This window comes from Collinsella sp. AM09-41, from assembly GCF_003473245.1.
In the GTDB taxonomy this organism is placed as follows: Bacteria; Actinomycetota; Coriobacteriia; order Coriobacteriales; family Coriobacteriaceae; genus Collinsella.
Map to the genome: position 1 here is coordinate 1 of NZ_QRMJ01000012.1, position 21,770 is coordinate 21,770.

Genomic DNA, 21,770 nt, shown 5'->3' on the forward strand with positions numbered 1-21,770 from the left:
TAGCCCGAGACGGGCCCGGGCTGACAATTTCGACTGTAATGGACGTTCTTAAACGACTAGTCGTTAATGAACGTCCCCAACGGCTATGTCCACTCATTCCGTGCGGGTTATATGCAGGTTTGCCTGCGCACGCTATCATATATGGGTTAGACCGCAACTATGTACCCCATACGCGAAGGGATGCGCATGTATCTGAAGATCGACATGTTCTAGCCGGGCTTACCCCCGCAGCGGCGCCGCGCGCCCCATCAACTCTGCCGATTTTCACCTTCACGCATATAAAGGAGTCCCGCCATGCGCGACAAGCTCGAAAAGATCATCAAGGCCTATGAGGAGCTCGAGAAGAAGCTTTCCGACCCGGCCGTTGCCTCCGACATCAAGGAGTTCACGCGTCTCAACAAGGAGTACGCGCACCAGTCCGACCTCATCGCCGCCTCGCGCGAGTACATCGGCGCGCTCGATGACATCGAGGCTGCCAAGGAAATGCTCCACGATACGACCGATGCCGATGAGAAGGAGATGCTCCAGATGGACATCTCCGAAAACGAGGCCAAGCTTCCCCAGCTCGAGGAAGACATTAAGTACATGCTCATCCCGAGCGACCCCAACGACGACAAGAACACCATCGTCGAGATTCGCTCCGCCGCCGGTGGCGACGAGGCGGCTATCTTTGCCGGCGATCTGTACAAGATGTATCAGCGCTTCTGCGAGTCGCGCGGCTGGAAGACCACCGTGCTCGACTCCAGCCCCAGCGAGGCCGGCGGCTTTAAGTCCATCGAGTTCAAGGTCGAGGGCGACCGCGTCTACTCCGTCATGAAGTTCGAGTCCGGCGTGCACCGCGTCCAGCGCGTTCCCAAGACCGAGTCCCAGGGTCGCATCCAGACCTCCACGGCAACCGTCGCCGTGCTTCCCGAGGCCGAGGAGATCGACGTTCAGATCAACCAGTCCGACCTGCGCATCGATACCTACTGTGCCTCCGGCCCTGGCGGTCAGTGCGTTAACACCACCTACTCCGCCGTGCGCATCACCCACCTGCCCACCAACACCGTGGTGCAGTCGCAGGAACAGCGCTCCCAGATCCAGAACCGCGAAGTCTGCATGCAGATGCTGCGCGCCCGTCTGTACGAGATGGAGCTCGAGAAGCAGCAGGCGGAGCTCGGTGCCGAGCGCCAGAGCCAGATCGGCCACGGCAACCGTTCCGAGAAGATCCGTACCTACAACCAGCCCCAGGACCGCGTGACCGATCACCGCATCGGCTTCAACTCCACCTACAACGGCGTCCTCCTGGGCGACCAGCTCGGCACCGTCATCGAGGCGCTCGCCGCCGCCGAGCGTGCCGAGAAGCTGGCACAGGCCGTGTAGGTTACGCGGTTTTACAAACCGCGTAACGACTCGACGCTGCGCGCCGTCCAGAGCGACAATTTGTCATTCAAAAGGCAAGGCATGACCAGAAGGTCTATGCCTTGCCTTTTTCATGCCAACTTGTTCGCTCTGGACGTCGCTCGCTGACATTGCCAAAACATTGGCGTTTCCTTGGTTGTCAAATGATCCGTAGGGAGTCATTGGTGACATTGCCTTGATATTTTATTCAGTCGGCTGTTATGGCATTTGAGCTGCTTACCTGCTTAAGGTAATTGACGGCATAAGTCCGCTATCGAAAATATTGCTCGAAAAATCGTCCAAGAAGTCGCGGGGCGATTTTTGACGCGTCGCGCGTCAAGCGATGTGGCAAGTTTTTGGTTAGATATTGGTCAGTTTTGGGGCAACCTTGCCAAAAACTTGACGGATGCAGATTTAGACGTCGACGAATGAACACTTCAGGTGGGCTCCAAGCAAAAATCTGGGCTGATTCTCGATAATCGCCTTCAATCGTCCCTTGCCAAGCGCTGGCCTCGCGTACAATCTGCTCCGACATTCGCGCGCCGCCCGGCGCTTAAGAGGGGAGGACCCCATGGCAAACGAGATCTGGACCATCAAGCGTTGTCTCGAGTGGACCAAGGAGTACCTGGCCGAGCGCGGCGAGGAGCACCCCCGTCTTTCTGCCGAGTGGCTGCTGTGCGCCGCCACGGGCCTGGCGCGCATTGACCTATATATGCGTATGGACGAGACGCTTAACGCGGCCCAGCTCGAGACCATGCATGCGGCCGTTGTCCGCCGCGCTAAGGGCGAGCCGCTGCAATACATCACGGGCAGCACGCAGTTTCGCATGATCGACGTCGCGTGCGCCCCCGGTGTGCTCATTCCGCGCCCCGAGACCGAGATGCTCGTCGAGGAAGTCCTCAATTATCTGGATGCCGAGGTGCTGAGCCCCGAGGCTGCTGCCCGTCAGCGTGTTGAGCTGCCTTGGAACGATGAGGTCGAGGAGGCACGCAAGGCCGAGGCCGCGCTGGCAGACGAACGGGCGACTGCCGAGCGCCGTGCCGCTAACCTGACGGCTGCCGATGAGGCGGCGCTAGGCGGCGACGTACTGGGCAGTCGTGCCTATGCCGAGGAGCTGGCCGACCGCGAGGCCGAGGAAGCCGCCGCGCAGGCGGCAGAAGCCGAAGCGGCAGAAGCAGAGGCCATGGAAACCCCCGAGCCCGAGCTCGACGAATACGGCATCGCCATTGAGGACAACGACCAACAGGCGACTCCCGCGCAAGATGCCGCCGAGGCCAACGTATCTGCCCCAGCCGAGCCCCGCACTGCCCGCGTTCTCGAGGTCGGCTGCGGCACGGGCTGCATTTCGCTCTCCCTTGCCTGGGAGCGCCGCGGCCACGTTACCTGCACTGCTACCGATATCGAGCCGCGCGCCATCGATCTGGCCACCAAAAACCGTGATGCGCTTGGCTTCACGTCCGACGAGGTCGCCTTCAGCCTCACAAACCTGGTGAGTTCCATTCCCCGCGAAGAGTGGGGCACCTTTGATGTGCTCGTCTCCAACCCACCTTACATCCCGACCGACGTCATGCGCTCGCTGCCGCATGAGGTCAAGGACTTTGAGCCCGATCTGGCGCTCGAGGGCGGTGCCGACGGTCTCGATATCTTCCGCCGCCTGCTCAACGCGGCGCCCTACATGCTGCGTGCCGGCGGCCTGTTTGCCTGCGAGCTCTACGAGGGCGCGCTCGACGCCGCGGCCGAGCTCTGTCGTCAAGCAGGCCTTTCGGACGTGCGTATCGTCCACGACCTCACCGATCGCCCCCGCATTGTCCGAGCCATCGTCACCGAGCCCAAGCAACGCCAGTAATATTTATTAACTGGTTAGCAAAAATTATAAAGTAGTTTATAATTAGGACGGCTGAAAGAGGTCGGCCCATGCAACCTCCTACCTTTCGGGAAATCATTGCCCTACTCAAGCACGATGGATTCGTGAAGGTCGCGCAAGTCGGTAGTCATGCTAAGTATGTTTCTGGTGACCGCGTTGTCACCGTGAACGGCTCTGGTGGTGATCGACCAAAGAAGGGCACGTGGGCAAGTATTCGTCGCCAAGCTGGATGGTAGTTGGAGGCAAAATGAGGCAGCGATTTACCTATGACTGCGTTCTCATAAAAGAAGACGATGGTTACTGCGCTAGCTTCCCGCAGATTCCCGGCGCCTTTGCCGATGGCGATACGCGCGAAGAAGCGATTGCCCATGCCACCGAGGCACTGATGGCGTTTTTGGCCGACGACCTCAACAACGGTTTGACTCCGGCAGGGTACGAACGCTCGGCCGAGGTCGTGGCCCTTTCAGTCGAAATCGACCACGAGGACGCTCGGGAAGCGGCGTGCCGAACATTTAAAGACGCAGCGCTGGACCTCAAAGTCTCCGCTCCGCGGATTACCGCGCTGGTCAAAGCCGGAAAGCTCGATGTTGAACTCGTCGACGGCCGTCGGATGATAACGATAGACAGCATCGAGCGTTACGCCGCCCAAGAACGTCACGCCGGCAGGCCAAAGAAGTTCGTCGCAGTCCAATAACCCCCTCACTTTCACCGACTACTAGAGCCGCTCACCAAACCAACATGCGCTCTGGGCAAATAGGTTGAACGTTTCGTGCGAGAATGCCCCACAGTAAACAAACTTGCACCAGAGCGTAAGGGGCTGGCATACACATGCAGACGGTCTATCGGGTATACGAGGGAACGCGCGAGCCGCATCGGCTTGCCGTCGAGCGCACGGCCGAGGTGCTCGGCCGCGGCGGCCTGGCTTTGATCCCGACCGAGACCGTCTACGGTGTCGCTGTGGCAGTCAACGCCTTCTCGGACGCCGTGCCCCAAGATACAAGCGAATTCCCATCGTGGCCGCGCGATCCGCAGGCTGCCGTCAATGGCGCCGCAGTTCCTGCACTCGGCACCGGCTATCGCCGTATCTTCACTCTCAAGCAACGTGAACTCACGCAAACCGTCGCTTGGCTGGTCGATGGCGTCGAAGCACTCGACCGCTATGGCGTGGATATCCCGGAAGATGCCCGCATACTCGCGCGACGATGCTGGCCGGGAGCCCTGACTATCGTGGTCAAGGCAGCCCCCTGCGTGCCGACCTTTATGCGCGCTGCCGACGACACGGTGGCACTTCGCGCTTCGGCCTCGCCCGTGGTGCAGGCGCTCATTCGCGCCTGTGGCAGCCCCCTTGCCTGCACCAGCGCCAACACGCATGGCGCGCCCGCGCCGGCAAGTTTTATCACGGTGGAGGGTCGCATCCTGGAGGGGGTCGATGTTGCCGTCGACGCCGGTGAGACCCCGTGTCGCGACGCCTCGACCATCGTGTCGTTTCAGCACGGCGAGCTCCAGATCCTGCGCCAAGGCGCACTTCCCGCATCAGAGATCGAACGGGTCCTGTCCGACCCGATGCAATAGAAAGGTTTAAGCGATGTCGTTGAATCTGGGCAGCCTGGGCATGGAAGATGCCTCGTTTGACTTTGGCGGTTCCTACATCATGGCGCTCGACTGCGGCACCACCTCGGTACTTGCGACCATCGTCGACGAGTACGGATGCATCGTCGCGCAGGCACGTCGCAGCGTCAAAACCAGCTTCCCGCGTCCCGGCTGGGTGGAGCAAGACCCCATGGCGGTCCTTGCTAGCCAGATCGCCGTCATGATGGAAGTCCAGTTTAAGAGCGGTATCCACTCCGACCGCATTGCTGCCATCGGCATCTCCAACCAGCGCGAGACCACGGTGGTCTGGGATCGCGTGAGCGGTCAGCCGATCTATAACGCTATCGTATGGCAGTGCCGCCGTACCGCACCTTTGATCGACGAGCTTGTCGAGCAGGGCGCAGAAGGGCTGGTGCGCTCCCGCACGGGACTCACGCTCGACCCGTATTTCTCGGCCTCCAAGGTGCAGTGGATTCTCGACAACGTCGACGGCGCACGCGAAAGCGCGGCGGCGGGCGACCTCATGTTTGGCACCATCGACACCTGGCTCATCTACAACCTCACCGGCGGCCAGGTCTTTGCCACCGACTACACCAATGCCAGCCGCACGGCACTCTTTAATATCCATACGCTCGATTGGGACGACGACCTGCTGGCACTCTTTGACGTTCCACGTTCCATGATGCCCGAGGTTCGCTGGAGCTCGGGCGACTACGGCCGCGTCGCGAGCGACATCATGACCAACATGCCGCCCATCATGGGCGTGGCGGGTGACCAACAGGCGTCGCTGTTCGGCCACTGCTGTTTCCGTCCCGGCCAGACCAAAAACACCTATGGCACGGGTTGCTTTATGCTCATGAACACCGGCGACGAGATTGTCGAATCCAAGAATGGCCTGGTCTCCACCATCGGTATCGCTGCGGACGGCAAAGTCAGCTATGCGCTCGAGGGCTCTATTTTTGCCGCCGGCTCAACGATGAACTGGCTTCGCAACAACATGGGCATCATCTCGAGCGTGAGCGAGTCGGCACAACTCGCCGCTTCGATTAGCGACAACGAGGGCTGCTACTTCGTTCCGGCCTTTGCGGGTTTGGGTGCTCCCTGGTGGGACCCGCATGCTCGCGGTATCGTGTGCGGTCTGACCGGCGCCTCGAGCCGTGCGACCATCGTACGTGCCGCCTGCGAATCCATGGCATATCAGAGCTACGACGTGCTGCGTGCCATGGAGCAGGACGTGGGTCTTTCGATCGAGCGCCTGTCCGTCGATGGCGGCGCCTCGCGCAACGAGTTCATCATGCAGTTCCAGGCAGACCTGCTGGATATCCCTGTACTGCAATGCGAGTCGGTGGAGACTACGGCAATCGGCGCCGCTTATCTGGCGGGCCTCGCGGTTGGGTATTGGGAGGATCTGGAGGAGCTGGAGCAAAACGCCCAGATCGTCAAGACGTTCCATCCCCATATGTCCGTTGAACGTCGCGAGCGCAACCTGGACGGTTGGCACGATGCGGTCAAGCGTTCGCTCAGCACCGCTCAGTAGGGCTGTGACGGGGCACTCGATACAACAAACCGCTAAACTTATGCACGGCGCGTGGCAACAGCATCGCGGCGTGCCTTGTCAGCAAGGCCATCTTCCGGCCGCAACGAAAGGGGCAAGACCCATGACCGTTACCTACGATACGTCCCGCGTGACGCTTGTCGATCATCCGCTCGTCCAGCATAAGCTGTCGATCCTGCGCGACAAGGAGACCGGCACCAACCAGTTCCGTCAGCTCGTGCGCGAGCTCGCGCTTTTTGACGGCTACGAGGCCATGCGCGACCTGCCCATGGAGGATGTCGAAGTCGAGACTCCCATCACCACCGCCACGTTTAAGCAGCTTGCCGGCAAGAAGCTCGCCATCGTCCCCATCCTGCGCGCGGGCCTTGGCATGGTCGACGGCATCCTCGACCTGGTGCCCTCTGCCCGCGTGGGCCACATTGGCATGGAGCGCGACGAGGTCACCCACGAACCGCATGAGTATTACTGCAAGATGCCCAAGGATATCGACCAGCGTATCTGCCTGGTTGTCGACCCCATGCTCGCCACGGGCGGTTCGGCCGAGATGGCTATCAGCTACCTGCGCGAGCGCGGTGTCAAGGACATCCGCATGCTGTGCATCGTCGCGGCCCCCGAGGGCCTCAAGTCGCTGACCGAGAAAGATCCTGACGTACATATTTATACGTGCGCCATCGATGACCATCTCAACGAGGCCGCCTACATCGTTCCCGGCCTGGGCGACGCCGGCGACCGCATCTACGGCACGCTCTAGTCGCTGGGCTAAACGGCCGCGGCTGCAAATACGAAGAAACGGTGCGCGCGGACGAACAAAAGGCGACCGCGCGCACTCCTGTTAACGGACGTTTTGCCCTGCAGGGTTCGAGAAAAACGTATTACCGTACCTGCGGCATAAAGAAGGTCTTAAGAAAACGAACAGGTGCGTATTAACCGATGCTTTTTCGGTTGTACTTTAGCGATTGGCTCGTACAATAGTCACCAATGTTTGGCGGGAACTGTTCTGTGAAGCGTTAAAAAGGAAAGTGAGGACGCCAGTGTTTCAGATAGCCGATCTGCTCGCTATCGTTGCAGGCGCCATCGCGGGCGCAATTGCCTTCCTTCCCTTTGTCTTTACGCTCAAGCCGGTTCTTGACGATAAACAGAATGCGGACATGCTCAAGGGTATGGTGAGTCTGGCGGTCTCGGCAATCGCCCTGCTCGTCTTTACCTTGGTTGTGTTTGTGTTGTTCGGAGAGGCATTTCGCATGTTCCTCCTGGGCGAGGCGATCGGCTTCGTGGCCTTTATGGCTGCCTGCACGGTTCGTGTCGTCAAGGCGCTGCGAGATCCTCATGAGGTCGAAAGGTAAGTCGTGGAAATTTTTGAAAAGCTGCCTGATGAGATTAATCATCTGGTCAGCGAGTTCAGCTCCACCCCTGTCGTGGGCGATCTGAGCTGCGGCATCACGCAGTACTCGTTTTGGCTGATCGTCTCCACGATCGTGCTCCTGATCGTCCTGGCCGTGTTCAAGAAGAAGCAGACCCTGGTCCCCAAGGGCTTCTTCGTCAACGGTTTCGAGTACATCATCGAGTACGTCGAGAACGATATCGGCAAGGGCGTCGTGGGTGAGAACTGGAAGAAGCACTTCCCGTTCCTGTGCTCGCTTTTCCTGTTCATCCTGATCAATAACATGATCGGCCTGATTCCGGGAATGAAGCCCGGCACCGGCGCAATCGGCTCCACCGCCGCGCTCGCCATCTTCGCCTTCGTGTACTTCATCTACTACGGATGCAAGGCTCACGGCGTGATCGGCTACATCAAGAGCCTCGCCCCGCAGGGCGTGAGCTTCCCGATGAACGTGCTCGTGTGGGTCGTCGAGCTCTTCTCGACCTTCCTGCGCCTCATCACGCTCGCCGTCCGTCTGTTCTGCAACATGTTCGCAGGACACGTGGTCATGGGCTCGTTCGCCATCATGGCGAGCATGTTCATGCAGCCGCTGCTTCAGCAGGTTTCCGCGGCGCACGCCGTCGGCGCCCTGCCTTCGCTGGCCTGGCTTGCCATCCTCATCCTGATCTATGCGATCGAGCTTGTGGTCGGCGCCATCCAGGCTTACGTCTTCACGGTCCTTACCGCCGTGTATGTCTCCGAGGCAGAGGAGGTCGCAGAGGAGGAGTAGTCTTCCGTTCGCGCCTTAAAGGTAAGGCAATTCGTTAAACCGCCGGTGCCCGTACCCATGGAGCCCGGCAGTTATAAAAAGGTTATCCTGCGTGAAATAAGACACGCACGACAAAGGAGGAATCGTGGGAGTTATCGGTTACGGTCTCGGTGTTATCGGCGCTGGTCTTGCTATCGGCCTGTCTGCTCTGGGTGCTACGGGTGCTATGGCCCGTCAGCCTGAGGTCCAGGGCCGCGTGTTCACCGTCTTCATCATGGGCTCCGCCTTCGGCGAGGCTCTGGCTCTGATCGGCTTCGTTGTCGCGCTGATCGTTAAATAGCACGGAGCGTCAAGTATGAATCTTTCATCCCAGAAGAGCGCGATCGCACTCTCCGCGTCCGCGGCCGCGCTGCTCATGCCGGTTTCCGCGTTCGCCGAGGACGGCGCTGCCGGTGCGGACATCCTCATCCCTAAGATGGCGGAGTTCATCCCAGCGCTTATCGCCTTCCTGATTATCTGGATCGTGCTGGCCAAGGTCGCCCTGCCGGGCATCATGAAAACCATGGAGGAGCGCGGCAAGAAGATCGAGGAGAGCCTCGACGAGGCCGAGAAGACCAAGCAGGAGGCTATCGCCAAGCGCGCTGAGTCCGACTCGATCGTCACCGACGCCCGTCGTCAGGCTGCCGACATCGTTCTCGAGGCCCGTAAGGACGCCGAGTCCGAGCGCGCCCGTATCATCGAGGCTGCTCACAAGGAGGCCGAGGAGATCATCGCCAAGGCCCATACGACCGTCGAGGACGAGCGCAAGTCCATTTACGCCGGTGCCGCGAGCTCCATCGCCGACCTGTCCGTTGCCGTCGCCACCAAGATCGTGGGCGAGGCACTCGAGGACGATGCCGAGCAGAAGAAGCTCATCGAGCGCTACATCCAGGAAGCAGGTAGCCTGAATGCCGACTAGCCGCTATCAGGACAAGGTGCTCGAGACCTACGCGCGCTCCCTTCTGGAAGCCGCTAAGGCCGAGAACCATGTGTTCGAGGACCTCGAGATGATCGAACGCTTGGCTTCTGCCAGCCCCGAGATCATCGCCGTGCTCGACACCATGTCCAAGCGCGACCAGCTCGACCTTCTTCCCAAGGTGGCAGCTGCCTTTAAGTATGTTGCCGAGGAAGACGAGGATGTAGTGGGCGTGACCGTCACCACGGCGATCCCGCTCGACGACGAGCTGCGTCAAACCATCACTAAGAAATGCGAGCAGGACTTCGGCCGCAAGGTATTCCTTATCGAGCGGGTCGACCCGTCTATCGTGGGCGGCCTGGTGCTCGAGGCCCGCGGCGAGCGTCGTGATATTTCCGTCAAGACGCAGCTGCGCATCGCGCAGGAGACCCTCGCAAACTCTGCTAATTCGTACGGAGGTGAAGCCTAATGTCCGAAACCCTCAATGCCCAGGATATCGCCAAGAAACTGCAGGAGCAGCTCACGAGCCTCTCCGCGACGGTCGATACGCATGAGGTTTCAACGGTCGACGAGGTAGGCGACGGCATCGCGCGCGTCTCCGGCCTCAAGAGCGCCATGGCAGGCGAGCTTCTGGAGTTCAAGAGCTCCGATACCGGTGAGACCGTCTTCGGCCTTGCCCAGAACCTTGACCGTGACGAGGTCGGCGCCGTTCTGTTCGGTGCGGTCGACTCCATCAAGGAAGGCGACGAGTGCCGCACCACTGGCCGCATTATGGATATCCCCGTGAGCCGTGCCATGCTCGGCCGCGTCGTCAATCCGCTCGGCCAGCCCATCGACGGCCTGGGCGACATCGTCGCCACGCACCGTCGCCCCATCGAGTTCAAGGCTCCCGGCGTCATCGATCGTACCCCGGTGTGCGAGCCGGTTCAGACCGGTCTGCTCGCTATCGACTCCATGGTGCCTATTGGCCGCGGTCAGCGTGAGCTCATTATCGGCGACCGTAAGACCGGTAAGACCGCCATCGCCATCGACGCTATCCTCAACCAGCGCGGCAAGGGCATGGTCTGCATCTATGTCGCCATCGGCCAGAAGGCCTCCACGGTTGCCAACATCCGCGAGACCCTCGCTCAGCACGGTGCGCTCGACTACACCATCATCGTTTCGGCCACCGCTGCCGATTCCGCCCCTATGCAGTACATCGCGCCTATGGCCGGTGCCGCTATCGGCGAGTTCTTCATGTACAACGGCGAGGACGGCAAGCCCGCCAGCGAGACCAACCCCGGCGGCCACGTGCTCGTCATCTACGACGACCTGTCCAAGCAGGCTGTGGCCTACCGTCAGATGTCGCTGACGCTGCATCGTCCGCCCGGACGCGAGGCCTATCCTGGCGACATCTTCTACCTGCACTCTCGTCTGCTCGAGCGTGCCGTCAAGATGTCCAAGAAGAACGGTTACGGCTCCATGACGGCACTGCCGATCATCGAGACCCAGGACGGCGACGTCTCGGCCTACATTCCGACCAACGTCATTTCCATTACCGATGGTCAGATCTACCTGCAGTCCGAGCTCTTCTTCCAGGGTCAGCGCCCGGCAGTCGACGTGGGCATCTCCGTGTCCCGCGTCGGTGGCGATGCGCAGACCAAGGCCATGAAGCAGGTCGCCGGCAACCTCCGTCTGGACCTTGCTTCGTACCAGGAGCTCGCCGGCTTCACGCAGTTCGGCTCCGACCTCGACGAGGCCACGCAAAAGCAGCTGACCCATGGTGCTCGCATGACCGAGCTCCTGAAGCAGCCGCGTTACAAGCCGTTTGAGGTTGGCGAGCAGATCGTTACGCTGTTCGCTGGCAACGAGGGCTTCCTGGATGACCTGGAGATCGCCGACGTGCTGCCCTTCCGTGCCGAGCTCATCGAGTACATGGACAATGGCTTTGGCTCGCTGCTCGACAAGGTTCGCGCCAAGAAGATCGATGATGACACCAAGGCTGAGCTCTTGCGCGTCATCGGCGACTTCAAGCAGCAGTTCATGGCCAAGCACCATTCGGATGTTTCTGGATCAGAGGAGAACTAAGCCCCATGGCCAACCTTCGCGACATTAAGAAGCGAATCTCCTCGGTTACCACGACCAAGCAGATCACGCGCACGATGGAGATGGTCTCTACGGCCAAGATTCGTCGTGCCCTCGATCGCTCCAAGCAGGCCGAGCCCTATAAGGAGGCGCTGACCGACGTCATGTTGACGGTCGCCGGCGACGCCTCCTGTTCGGGCACCGATCCCATGCTGCAGAAGCATGAGAGCGTCAAGCATGGCCTGATTGTCGTTATTGCCTCGGACCGCGGCCTTGCCGGCGGTTTCAATACGACGGTGGAGCGCACGGCCGAAAAGCTCGCCGCTTCTTGGGCGAACGACGGCATCGAGTGCGAGATCATCGCGTGCGGGCGTAAGCCGGCCACGTATTTCCGTGACCGCGCAAACGTTGTCATGCACTTTGAGGGCAACTCCTCTGAGCCCGATTTCAATCAGGCCCGCATGATCTCCTCTCATATCTGCGATGCGTATCGTGCCGGTGAGCTTGACCGTGTCGAGCTTGTCTACCACCACGCCAAGAACCGCGTGGATCAGGAGCTTCGCGTCGAGCATCTGTTGCCGCTCGACCCCGAGATGATCGCTATGGCCCACGGTCCGCGTAAGAACGAGACCGACGCCCCTAAGCGCATCTCGTCCACGTTCGAGTTCGTGCCCTCTCCCGAGCATGTTCTCGGCAAGCTTGTGCCGTCTTATATCCTGACGGTCATCTACCAGGCCCTGATCGATTCGGCGGCTGCCGAGCAGGGTGCACGCCGCAAGGCCATGCACTCCGCGACGGAAAACGCCACCGCGATCATCTCGACCCTTACCCGCACGTATAGTCGCGTGCGCCAGGCTTCGATCACGACCGAGATTAACGAGATCGTCGGCGGAGCCTCAGCATTGGAGGAACAGTAATGGCTAATAACACCGTAAAGCTTGCGGTCGAGGAAGCCACCAAGAAGACGACTGCCGGTGATGGTCGCATCGTGCGTATCATCGGCCCTGTCGTCGACGTCAAGTTTGACGGCGCGGTGCCCCCGATCTACAACGCGCTCACGGTCGAGGCCGAGACCCCGATCGGTCATCTGAGCACGATCCTCGAGGTCGAGAGCCAGCTTCCGGGCGGCGTCGTCCGCACGGTCGCCATGTCCTCGACCGACGGCCTGCAGCGCGGCCTCATCGCCACCGATACCGGTGAGCCCATGAAGATGCCCGTTGGCCCCAAGACGCTCGGCCGCATTTGGAACGTCATGGGCAGGCCTGTCGACGGCAAGCCCATGCCTGAGGTGGAGGAGTTCTACCCCATCCACCATGCAGCGCCCCGCTTTGACGAGCTCACCACCAAGACCGAGATCTTCGAGACCGGCATCAAAGCTGTTGACCTGCTCGAGCCCTACATCCGTGGCGGCAAGACGGGCCTGTTCGGCGGCGCCGGCGTCGGCAAGACCGTTCTGATTCAGGAGCTCATCAACAACCTCGCCCAGGAGCACGGCGGCACCTCGGTGTTCACCGGCGTCGGCGAGCGTACCCGCGAGGGCACCGACCTGTTCCTCGAGATGAGCGAGTCTGGCGTTATCGACAAGACCTGCTTGGTCTATGGTCAGATGAACGAGCCGCCTGGAGCGCGTCTGCGCATCGGTCTGGCCGGCCTCACCACCGCTGAGTACTTCCGCGATCGTGGCCAGGACGTCCTGCTGTTCATCGACAACATCTTCCGCTTCTCCCAGGCAGGTTCCGAGGTTTCCGCACTGCTGGGCCGTATGCCGTCCGCCGTTGGTTACCAGCCCACGCTGGCTACCGAGATGGGCGACCTCCAGGAGCGCATTACCTCGACCAAGACGGGCTCCATTACCTCCGTCCAGGCTGTCTACGTCCCCGCAGACGACCTGACCGACCCGGCGCCTGCCACGACGTTTACGCACCTCGACGCCACCACGGTTCTTTCGCGTAGCATTTCGTCGCTCGGCCTGTTCCCGGCTATCGACCCGCTCGCGTCTTCCTCCGACGCTCTCGATCCCTCGATCGTCGGCGAGGAGCACTACCGTGTCGCCGTCAAGGTCCAGGAGCTCCTGCAGGAGTACTCCGACCTTCAGGACATCATCGCCATTCTGGGTATGGACGAGCTGTCCGAGGAGCAGCGCCTTACGGTCAACCGTGCCCGTAAGATTCAGCAGTTCCTCTCGCAGTCCTTCCACGTCGCCGAGAAGTTCACCGGCAACCCCGGTGTCTACGTCCGCGTCGAGGATACCGTCCGCTCTTTCGCCGAGATTGTCGACGGCAAGGCCGATGACCTGCCCGAGCAGGCTTTCCGCTATGCTTCCACGATTGAGGACGTGCGCGAGCGCGCCCGCAAGATGGGGGAGAAGTAGGTTATGCGTATCCGCATCGTGTGCCCCGTGAGCTGCGCCTATGAGGGCGACGCTGCGTTTGTGTCGATTCCGTCCACGGATGGCGAGTTTGGCGTTCTGCCTGCTCACTCCAGCGAGATCTGCACGATCGACCGCGGTTACGTTCGCGTTTCCGATAAGGCCATGGGCACTGTCGACCACACGTTTGCCGTGGCCGGCGGCTATGCCCAGGTTGCGGACGATGTCGTGACCGTTCTCGCCGAGCGCGCTTGCGATTTGGCGACCGTCGATGCCGACAAGCTTAAAGCTGATATTCAAGGTTTTGAAGAGAAGCTGGGTAATTTGTCGGAGGATGATGCACGCCGCGCCTACCTCTATAATGAAATCGCATGGTGTAAGCTCAAGCTTGCCCAATAGTCAAACGATTTAGCGTTCGACCATTTGCGAACACATCATGCCCGGGATGGCCCAGCCACCCCGGGCATGCTTTTTGAAAGGGTAGACCTTGGATATTATCCGCGTTGAGGGTGGCCACGCCATCGGAGGCTCCGTGCCCGTCTCGGGCGCCAAGAACTCCGCGCTCAAACTCATGGCGGCAACGCTTCTGGCGCCGGGCAAGACGACGCTGCAGAACGTGCCCGATATTTCCGATGTCCACGTGATGGGCAAGGTGCTCAAGGGCATGGGCGCTACGATCGATGTTCTCGACGAGCACACGCTCGAGATTGATACCTCTCAGGTCGATTCATGGGAGGCCCCCTACGAGCTCGTTGCCAAGATGCGCGCTTCCACCGCCGTCATGGGACCCCTGCTGGGCCGCTTCCATCGCGCCAAAATTGCCATGCCGGGCGGCTGCAACCTGGGAGCTCGCAAGATCGATATACACATTCTTGGTCTTGAGGCCCTGGGCGTTGAGTTCGATACCGCCCACGGTTACATCAACGCTAATGCGCCCCAAGGTCTGCGCGGTACCACCGTCACGCTCGAGTTCGCCAGCGTCGGTGCGACCGAGAACCTCATCATGGCCTCTGTGCGCGCACAGGGCACCACGGTTATCGACAATGCCGCCCGCGAGCCCGAGATCGTCGATCTCGCTAACATGCTCAACGAGATGGGCGCCAAGATTGTTGGCGCCGGTACGCCCGTCGTGACTATCGAAGGCGTGGAAGAGCTCCATCCCGTTACCCATCGCGTGGTGGGCGACCGCATCGAGGCCGGTACCTTTATCGTTGCCGGTGCGTTGATGGCCGACGATCGCGGTGTCGATGTCACGGGCTTTTGCCCCATTCACTTGGGCATGGTGCTCAAGAAGATGGAGCTCATGGGTATCGACTGCGAGCGCGTCGAGGATGGCGTCCATGTGAACCGTGCCGAGCGTATCAAGCCGGTCGACATCCAGACGCTTCCGTTTCCCGGTTTCCCGACCGACATGCAGGCGCAGATTATGGTGCTCTCCGCCCTTGCCGACGGCAGTTCCGTTATTACCGAAAACATCTTCGAGAATCGCTTTATGTTTGCCTCTGAGCTGGTGCGCATGGGTGCCGACATTCGTATCGAGAGCCATCATGCCATGATTCATGGCGTCAAGGGCTTCTCGGGTGCACAGGTTACCTCGCCCGATCTGCGCGGCGGAGCGGCCCTCGTCGTAGCGGGCTTGATCGCCGACGGGACGACCGAGGTTTCGGCTATCCATCACATCAAGCGCGGCTACGAGCAGTTTGTCGAAAAGCTGCAGGCGCTCGGCGCGCATGTCGAGCATGCTACCGTCCCCGATCCCGTCATCTACTAATACAGGTTGCCTATGTTTAATAAAAAGCCCCTCGCGGATACCACCACCCGAAGACCCTCAACTGGTGCGCAGGCCAAGATCTACAGTCGCGATAACGTGGCTCGCTATTCCGAGCGCGCTCGCCAACGCCGTCGTAGCCACACGATTCGTCACGTCGCGCTCATTGTCGTGCTTGGCGTGCTGCTGAGTGCCACTACCGCTGCCGGCCTGTGGTTTGCCACCATTATGGGCAAGCTCGGCGATTCTAATGTCATTACCGACAATCTGCGTCGGGTTCTGGTTGACACCGATGAGGCAAAGGATCCGTTCTACGTGCTGCTTCTTGGCACCGACGGCCGTCCGGGCGAGGATACGTATCGTGCCGACTCGATTATCCTGGCACGCATCGACCCCACGCAAAAGCAGGCGACGCTCATTTCCGTTCCGCGCGACACCAAGGTCGAGTACAAGGGCGAGACCATGAAGATCAACGCCTGCCATACCGTTGGCGGCGCCGAGGCCATGGTCGAGGCGGTCAACGAGCTGTGCGGTGTTCAGATTTCCCACTATGCCGAGGTCAGCTTCGACGGAATGCAGGCGCTGATTGATTCGGTTGGCGGTATCGACATTAACGCAACCGATGATGTTGACGACCCCGAGCACCTGGATATTAAGATTACCGCTGGCCAGCAGCATATGGACGGTGCCACCGCCCTTACCTATGCCCGCTGCCGCTACACCTATGCCGACGGCGATTACACACGCATGCGCCACCAGCGTCAGGTGCTTGGCGCCCTTGCCAACCAGATTCTCAATAACTTCGATGCCACGAAGATCTTTGGCCTGGTTAATTCGCTGTCCGATATGCTCGTAACCGATATGAGCGTTCAGGATATCGTGGCTACGGTCAACGCCATGCGCGGTATGGATGTCGACGGTATCTACTCGGCCAACCTGCCCTCGTACGCCGACGACAGCACCATGATCGACGGCGTGAGCTATGTCTTTGTCTACGAGGACGAGCTCAAGGAAATGATGGAGCGCGTCGATGCCGGCAAGGATCCCAAGGGTCCCAACACCATGGGTCTTTCCGACGGCTCCAGCTCTACGATCGGTGACCTGAACAACAACACGTCTGACGACTACGCAAACGGTACCGCAACCTCATCGGTCAGCTCTGACGATTCCGATGACTCAAGCGATTCGAGCGACAGTTCCGATTACTATGAAGAGCCCACGGGCGACGGCAACGGCTACGAAGCCAACTATTAGGGTTACGCGGGCTTACCAGCCCGCGTAACCAGTTGACGCTGTAAACCCGCCAGAGCGGCAATCTGCCTTTCAACTTCGGCGGCATGATCAAAAGATCAATGCCGCCTCGTTTCAAGGCACCTTGCTCGCTCTGGCGGGTTTTCGCTGTCGTTGCCAAAACATCGGCGTTGCCTTGGTCCGGACTAGTCGTTGGGTAGTCATTGGGGACGTTTTTAAACGACTAGTCAAACAAGAACCTCCCCAATGACTACCTACAAAGCGAGAGTGGATGTCGTCATTTTGCGGCACTTGGGGACGTTCCTTTTGTGCCGGCAGTTTGGGACACTCCTTGCGTTAAGAGGCTGGCGTGCGTCAACCTGTTCTCATTGCAGCAAAAAAATCGCCCCGTTCTTGGTTGAGGACGGGGCGATTCGTCTTTTGGACTTGTGCAGCCAGGCTTATGCAAAGCGGGCGACGAGCTCCTGGAGCACGTCGGTCATCTTGACGAGCGAACTGACCGGGACGAACTCGTTGACGCCGTGATAGCAATAGCCGCCGGTGGAAAGGTTGGGGCAGGGCAGACCGCGGAACGACAGCTGCGCGCCGTCGGTGCCGCCGCGAATCGGCAGCACTTGGGGCTCAACGCCGCAGGCAAGGTAGGCTTCCTTGGCAACATCAATAAGCTCGGGATAGTCACGAACGATTTCGGCCATATTTCGATACTGCTGCTTAATCTCGACCGTTACGCGCTCCTCACCCAGACGCTGGTTGAGCATCGAGGCGGCGGCATCAATAAGGTCGAGTTTCTGCTGGAACTTGGCGGCGTCATGGTCGCGGACGATATAGCGCGCCGTGGCGTGATCGACGGTCGCAGATACACCCTCAAGGTGATAAAAGCCCTCGTAGCCTTCCGTATACTCCGGGCGCTGCACGTAGGGGAGCAACGCGTTGAAGTCGCAGAACAGATTGCCTGCGTTGACCATACGGCCCTTGGCGTCGCCCGGGTGGATGGACTGGCCCTCAAAGCGGATGGTCGCCTCGGCGGCGTTAAAGCACTCCCACTCCAGCTCGCCGATGGGGCCGCCGTCGACCGTGTAGGCGTACTTGCAGCCAAAGGTATCGATATCCAACAGCTCGGCTCCGTGACCGATCTCCTCGTCAGGGCAGAAGCAAATGCCGAGTGCGGGATGGGGCAGAGAAGGGTCCTGAGCGATACGCGCGACAAGCGACATGATCTCGGCGACGCCTGCCTTGTCGTCCGCGCCCAGAAGCGTGGTGCCATCGCTGCAGACCAGGTCCTCACCCGCGAGGTCGTTCAGGGCGGGAAGCTTGGCGGTGCTCATGGCAACGGGCTTACCGTCAACCGTGCCGCAGACCAGGTCGCCGCCTTCGTAGTGTACGATGTGCGGCTTCACGCCGGCGCCCGGTGCAACTTCGGTGGTGTCGAGATGGGCGATCAGGCCCAGGGCGGGCTTGTCCTCAGCGCCCGCACTTGCGGGGATATGCGCGCAGACATAGGCGTGCTCGGTCACGTGGGCATCTTCCGCACCAAGCTCGCGCAGCTCTTCAGCCAGCACGTTGGCAAGGTCAAACTGAACGGCGCTCGAGGGTACCTGGTCGCAGTTTGCATCCTCGGACTGCGTGTTGATCTGGACGTAGCGCAAAAAGCGCTCGAGGACATCGGGGTTTGTGGTGGTGTTTTCCATAAAGACCGCTCCAATCTTGGTCGTCGTGTGCAACAAGAACTCTAGCACGGTATGCCACGGCATACCGCGACGCTTGGATGGGGTAGAATCAGCCATTGAATGCAGAAGGGACGGAAGATCATGGATACGACAAATAGCTCGCGCGAACTACATCTGACGGTGGCGAACGAAGACTACTTGGAGTGCATGGTTCGCATTGAAAGCGAAGAGGGGGAAACCAACGGCGTGCGATCGGTCGACATCGCGCAGCGCCTTGGCGTCTCCAAGGCATCGGTCAATAAAGCGGTTTCGGCGCTCAAGGCATCCGAGCTTGTCGAGCAATCGCACTATGGCAAGGTAATCCTGACCGATCGCGGCCGCGAGGTTGGCACGGCTATCTGGTACCGTCATCGCCTCATCCGCACGTTTTTGGTTCAGGAGCTCGGTGTCGAATTTGAGCGAGCCGATTCCGAGGCCTGCATGATGGAGCATGCGCTATCCGAGGACACGATGAACCGCTGGCTCGCCTATCTCGAAAAGCAAGGAATCAGCGTCGAGGAATAGCGGGATATATATGGATACGAGTTATTACAATCGCTTTGGTGCCGAGGAACTTACGCGCCGCTTGTCGAGCGAGACCTTGTTGGCGCAGGGCCCCATGGGCAGTGTTCTGTTGAGTGAGTACGACGCCGCCGACATTCCACCGGCGTTTTGGAATCTGGCAGAGCCGCAGGCCGTTTCTCGTATCCATCGCTTGTATGTCGCCGCCGGTGCGCAGGTGCTCATTACCAACACCTTTCAGGCATCAAGCTATGCCCTCAAGCATGACCAGATTGCGCCGTCCGTGGCGGAGGTCAATCGCGGGGCCGTCGACGATGCTCGCCAGGCGCACCCTCAGCTGCTGCTGGGCTCGATGGGCCCGATCGGTATTGAGTGGTTTGCCGAGGACTCTGCCGAGTATCGTGAAATCCGCGGCATTGCGCGCGAACAGGCGCACGCCTTGCTCAATGCCGGCGTTGACGGTCTGCTGATCGAGACGGTGACGTCTATCCGTAATCTGCAGCCCATGCTTGCCGGCGCCCGAGATGCCGCCGACGGCATGCCTGTTCTGGTGAGTTTTGTCGTTGACGATAAAGGCGACCTGCTGGGCGATGGCCTCAACATCGAGGCAGCCGTTTTGTACGCCGAAAAACACGGCGCAAACTCGGTTGGTGTTAATTGCTGTTCGCTTGCGGCCGCGAATGCGGCGGTGCCCAGGATGGTTGCATCGGCGACGACTCCCGTCACGGTGCGTCCCAACGTAGGCGATCCGGTCCAGACTCAGGATGGCCCCGTATGGCACGAGAACCCTGAAGCTTTCGCGCGCGCATGCATCGAATGGAGACATGCCGGTGCCGCAATGGTGGGCAGTTGCTGTGGAACCACGGCAATCACTACGGCAGCAATGGCCGAGGCGCTCGATATATAAAGGGCAAAACCGCTCCATACGGGGCGGTTTTTTATTGCCTGCATGTCCTCGGCAGCATTTGCCCAAATGGTGAATGCTGGTGCCGGCAGGTTGCCGAGTGCATGTTGCGGGTATACCCCATGCGTAACATGATCCAAACACTGTGAGGTGTCTGCGCGTGTGCGCGATAATTCATTTTGGAACTGACGGTTGGCGCGCTCGCGTCGATGAGGACTTCACTGCCGATAACGTTGCCCGTATCGCCGATGCCGTCGGCGAGTTGTGGCAAAAGACCAATCCGGGCAAAACGGTATATATAGGGTTCGACACCCGGCCCCTGGCGCGCGAGTTCGCTGAGCTTGCGGCGGGCGTGCTAGCAGCGCACGGGCTAGACGCCGTGCTCGCTTCGCGACCTGTTCCGACCCCTGCCCTTACGTGGGCGGCGGCTTATGACGGTGAGGCGTGCGGCGCGCTCATGGTGACGGGGTCCCATCATCCGCAGGGTTATCTGTGCCTCAAGATTCGCATGGGTGACGGCTCGACCGCCAACCAGGATGTCATCGAAGAGCTCGAAGAGACCATGGCTCCCGAGCCAATGGGGATCGAGGGGCAATATCGCACCGCGGATATCATTCCTGACTATATGCAAGCGGTGGCATCGTTTGTCGATGCCGAAGCCATCCGCGCCGCGCACTTGCGCGTGGTTGTCGACCCCATGGGCGGCGCAGCCCAGGGCTATCTAGCCGACTTGCTGCGCGAGCTTGGCGTTGAGGTGCACGAGATTCACGCCGGGCAGGCGTCTGATCAAGAAGATATCTGCCCCGACCCCGTTGAGCCTTGGGTGGACACTTGCGAGCGCACGGTTATCGAGGACGGAGCTTGCGCTGGCCTGGTGACCGACGGCGACGCCGACCGTATCGGCGCGGTTGACGAGCGCGGCAGATATATACATCCGCATCAGATCATGGCGCTCGTTTTAGGCGACTTGGTTCAATTTCGTAATTTGGAGGGGCGCGTCGTCGTCAATCTTTCATGCTCGACGCTCGTGCGTCGCATTGCCGAGGCGCTTGGCTGCCGCGTGACCGTCAAACCAGTCGGTTTCAAATATATAGCGGCGGAGATGAAGAAGGGCGGCGTCCTCATGGGCGGCGAAGAAGCCGGTGGTATCGGCATCGCCGCGCATATGCCCGAGCGCGATGGAATCCTCGCCTGTCTGATTCTGTGTGAGCTTATGGCAAAGACGGACGCGCCTTTGGGCGTTCTGGTCGACCAACTCGAGGACAGTTTTGGTAAGACGAGTTACGGTCGACGCGATTTGCGCCTTGAGGCCGAAGATGCCGAAACGTTACGAACCCTGCTGCCGGGCGTAAACCCCAAGTCGATTTGTGGCAAGGTGCCGCAAAACGTTAGTCATATGGACGGCTTGCGTCTGTCATTCGAGGATGATACGTGGCTGCTGGTCCGTCCTAGCGGGACCGAACCAGTGGTGCGCGTCTACGCCGAGGGGTTCTCGGTGGAAGAACGTGATGAGTTGCTCGATGCTGGCTGTGCTTTAGCTAGGGGGACGTATCCGCTTTAACCATGAGACTGCCTCATATAAAGAGATGCTCGGCGAGCGGTAGTTAACGGCTGGCAAACGTTAGTCGGATCCAAAATTGTGTAGGAAATGTGTATGCCCAGATTCCCGCCCCCGGCGCCCCTCGGGTCTGGCAATATATCTCCTTGCCGCGCG

22 protein-coding genes are annotated in these 21,770 nt (G+C 60.1%); 21 read left to right on the forward strand and 1 reads right to left on the reverse strand.

What is annotated here, in order from left to right; genetic code table 11:
* Positions 1-294: 294 nt before the first annotated feature.
* From prfA to DW112_RS09450, 18 genes are all read left to right on the forward strand, one after another.
* A complete protein-coding gene (gene prfA, locus DW112_RS09365; RefSeq protein WP_055252487.1) occupies positions 295-1,362 on the forward strand; it encodes a peptide chain release factor 1 in 1,068 nt (355 codons plus the stop codon).
* 589 nt (positions 1,363-1,951) lie between these two features.
* Entirely contained in the window at positions 1,952-3,226 is a 1,275-nt protein-coding gene (locus DW112_RS09370) for a HemK/PrmC family methyltransferase (protein ID WP_118328833.1), read from the forward strand.
* Positions 3,227-3,294: 68 nt separating this feature from the next.
* The gene (locus DW112_RS10205) at positions 3,295-3,480 is read left to right on the forward strand and encodes a type II toxin-antitoxin system HicA family toxin (RefSeq protein ID WP_089573106.1); all 186 of its coding nucleotides are present in this window, start codon (positions 3,295-3,297) and stop codon (positions 3,478-3,480) included.
* Complete coding sequence (locus DW112_RS09380; RefSeq protein WP_128620077.1) at positions 3,447-3,938, forward strand: type II toxin-antitoxin system HicB family antitoxin; 492 nt, start codon at positions 3,447-3,449, stop codon at positions 3,936-3,938. Before DW112_RS10205 ends, DW112_RS09380 begins: the two co-directional genes overlap by 34 nt.
* Positions 3,939-4,072: 134 nt before the next feature.
* The gene (locus DW112_RS09385) at positions 4,073-4,816 is read left to right on the forward strand and encodes an L-threonylcarbamoyladenylate synthase (protein ID WP_089573104.1); all 744 of its coding nucleotides are present in this window, start codon (positions 4,073-4,075) and stop codon (positions 4,814-4,816) included.
* 13 nt (positions 4,817-4,829) lie between these two features.
* Positions 4,830-6,371 (forward strand): glycerol kinase GlpK, encoded by a 1,542-nt coding sequence (gene glpK, locus DW112_RS09390; RefSeq protein WP_118328834.1) that lies wholly within the window; start codon positions 4,830-4,832, stop codon positions 6,369-6,371.
* Between the two features lie 121 nt (positions 6,372-6,492).
* The gene (gene upp / locus DW112_RS09395) at positions 6,493-7,140 is read left to right on the forward strand and encodes a uracil phosphoribosyltransferase (protein ID WP_118328835.1); all 648 of its coding nucleotides are present in this window, start codon (positions 6,493-6,495) and stop codon (positions 7,138-7,140) included.
* A gap of 280 nt (positions 7,141-7,420) precedes the next feature.
* Positions 7,421-7,732 (forward strand): hypothetical protein, encoded by a 312-nt coding sequence (locus DW112_RS09400; RefSeq protein ID WP_117564996.1) that lies wholly within the window; start codon positions 7,421-7,423, stop codon positions 7,730-7,732.
* A gap of 3 nt (positions 7,733-7,735) precedes the next feature.
* Positions 7,736-8,539 (forward strand): F0F1 ATP synthase subunit A, encoded by an 804-nt coding sequence (atpB, locus tag DW112_RS09405; RefSeq protein WP_022094263.1) that lies wholly within the window; start codon positions 7,736-7,738, stop codon positions 8,537-8,539.
* A 124-nt stretch (positions 8,540-8,663) separates the two neighbouring features.
* A complete protein-coding gene (locus tag DW112_RS09410) occupies positions 8,664-8,858 on the forward strand; it encodes an ATP synthase subunit C (protein WP_022094262.1) in 195 nt (64 codons plus the stop codon).
* Between the two features lie 15 nt (positions 8,859-8,873).
* Positions 8,874-9,476: a F0F1 ATP synthase subunit B gene (gene atpF / locus DW112_RS09415; protein ID WP_006235712.1), complete on the forward strand. Its 603-nt coding sequence runs from the start codon at positions 8,874-8,876 to the stop codon at positions 9,474-9,476.
* Positions 9,466-9,942 carry a FoF1 ATP synthase subunit delta gene (locus DW112_RS09420; protein ID WP_117779406.1) on the forward strand — a complete coding sequence of 159 codons (477 nt, stop codon included), beginning with the start codon at positions 9,466-9,468 and terminating at the stop codon, positions 9,940-9,942. Before atpF ends, DW112_RS09420 begins: the two co-directional genes overlap by 11 nt.
* Complete coding sequence (gene atpA, locus DW112_RS09425) at positions 9,942-11,540, forward strand: F0F1 ATP synthase subunit alpha (RefSeq protein WP_035138794.1); 1,599 nt, start codon at positions 9,942-9,944, stop codon at positions 11,538-11,540. Before DW112_RS09420 ends, atpA begins: the two co-directional genes overlap by 1 nt.
* A gap of 5 nt (positions 11,541-11,545) precedes the next feature.
* On the forward strand, positions 11,546-12,454 hold the full coding sequence (atpG, locus tag DW112_RS09430; protein WP_006235716.1) for an ATP synthase F1 subunit gamma: 909 nt from the start codon (positions 11,546-11,548) through the stop codon (positions 12,452-12,454).
* The gene (gene atpD, locus DW112_RS09435; RefSeq protein ID WP_118328836.1) at positions 12,454-13,908 is read left to right on the forward strand and encodes a F0F1 ATP synthase subunit beta; all 1,455 of its coding nucleotides are present in this window, start codon (positions 12,454-12,456) and stop codon (positions 13,906-13,908) included. Before atpG ends, atpD begins: the two co-directional genes overlap by 1 nt.
* Before the next feature lie 3 nt (positions 13,909-13,911).
* On the forward strand, positions 13,912-14,304 hold the full coding sequence (atpC, locus tag DW112_RS09440; RefSeq protein ID WP_006235718.1) for an ATP synthase F1 subunit epsilon: 393 nt from the start codon (positions 13,912-13,914) through the stop codon (positions 14,302-14,304).
* A gap of 88 nt (positions 14,305-14,392) precedes the next feature.
* Complete coding sequence (gene murA / locus DW112_RS09445; protein WP_118328837.1) at positions 14,393-15,676, forward strand: UDP-N-acetylglucosamine 1-carboxyvinyltransferase; 1,284 nt, start codon at positions 14,393-14,395, stop codon at positions 15,674-15,676.
* 12 nt (positions 15,677-15,688) lie between these two features.
* Positions 15,689-16,927, forward strand: coding sequence for an LCP family protein (locus DW112_RS09450; protein ID WP_118328838.1), 1,239 nt, complete (start codon positions 15,689-15,691; stop codon positions 16,925-16,927).
* 437 nt (positions 16,928-17,364) lie between these two features.
* On the opposite strand, the gene pepT is transcribed toward DW112_RS09450, so the two are convergent.
* Positions 17,365-18,612 (reverse strand): peptidase T, encoded by a 1,248-nt coding sequence (pepT, locus tag DW112_RS09455; protein WP_118227150.1) that lies wholly within the window; start codon positions 18,610-18,612, stop codon positions 17,365-17,367.
* A gap of 120 nt (positions 18,613-18,732) precedes the next feature.
* Between pepT and DW112_RS09460 the strand changes: the two genes are divergently transcribed.
* From DW112_RS09460 to DW112_RS09470, 3 genes are all read left to right on the forward strand, one after another.
* On the forward strand, positions 18,733-19,155 hold the full coding sequence (locus DW112_RS09460) for a metal-dependent transcriptional regulator (protein ID WP_117564991.1): 423 nt from the start codon (positions 18,733-18,735) through the stop codon (positions 19,153-19,155).
* Positions 19,156-19,165: 10 nt separating this feature from the next.
* Entirely contained in the window at positions 19,166-20,059 is an 894-nt protein-coding gene (locus DW112_RS09465; protein WP_118227144.1) for a homocysteine S-methyltransferase family protein, read from the forward strand.
* Positions 20,060-20,216: 157 nt separating this feature from the next.
* The gene (locus DW112_RS09470; RefSeq protein WP_118328839.1) at positions 20,217-21,617 is read left to right on the forward strand and encodes a phosphoglucomutase/phosphomannomutase family protein; all 1,401 of its coding nucleotides are present in this window, start codon (positions 20,217-20,219) and stop codon (positions 21,615-21,617) included.
* Positions 21,618-21,770: the final 153 nt, after the last annotated feature.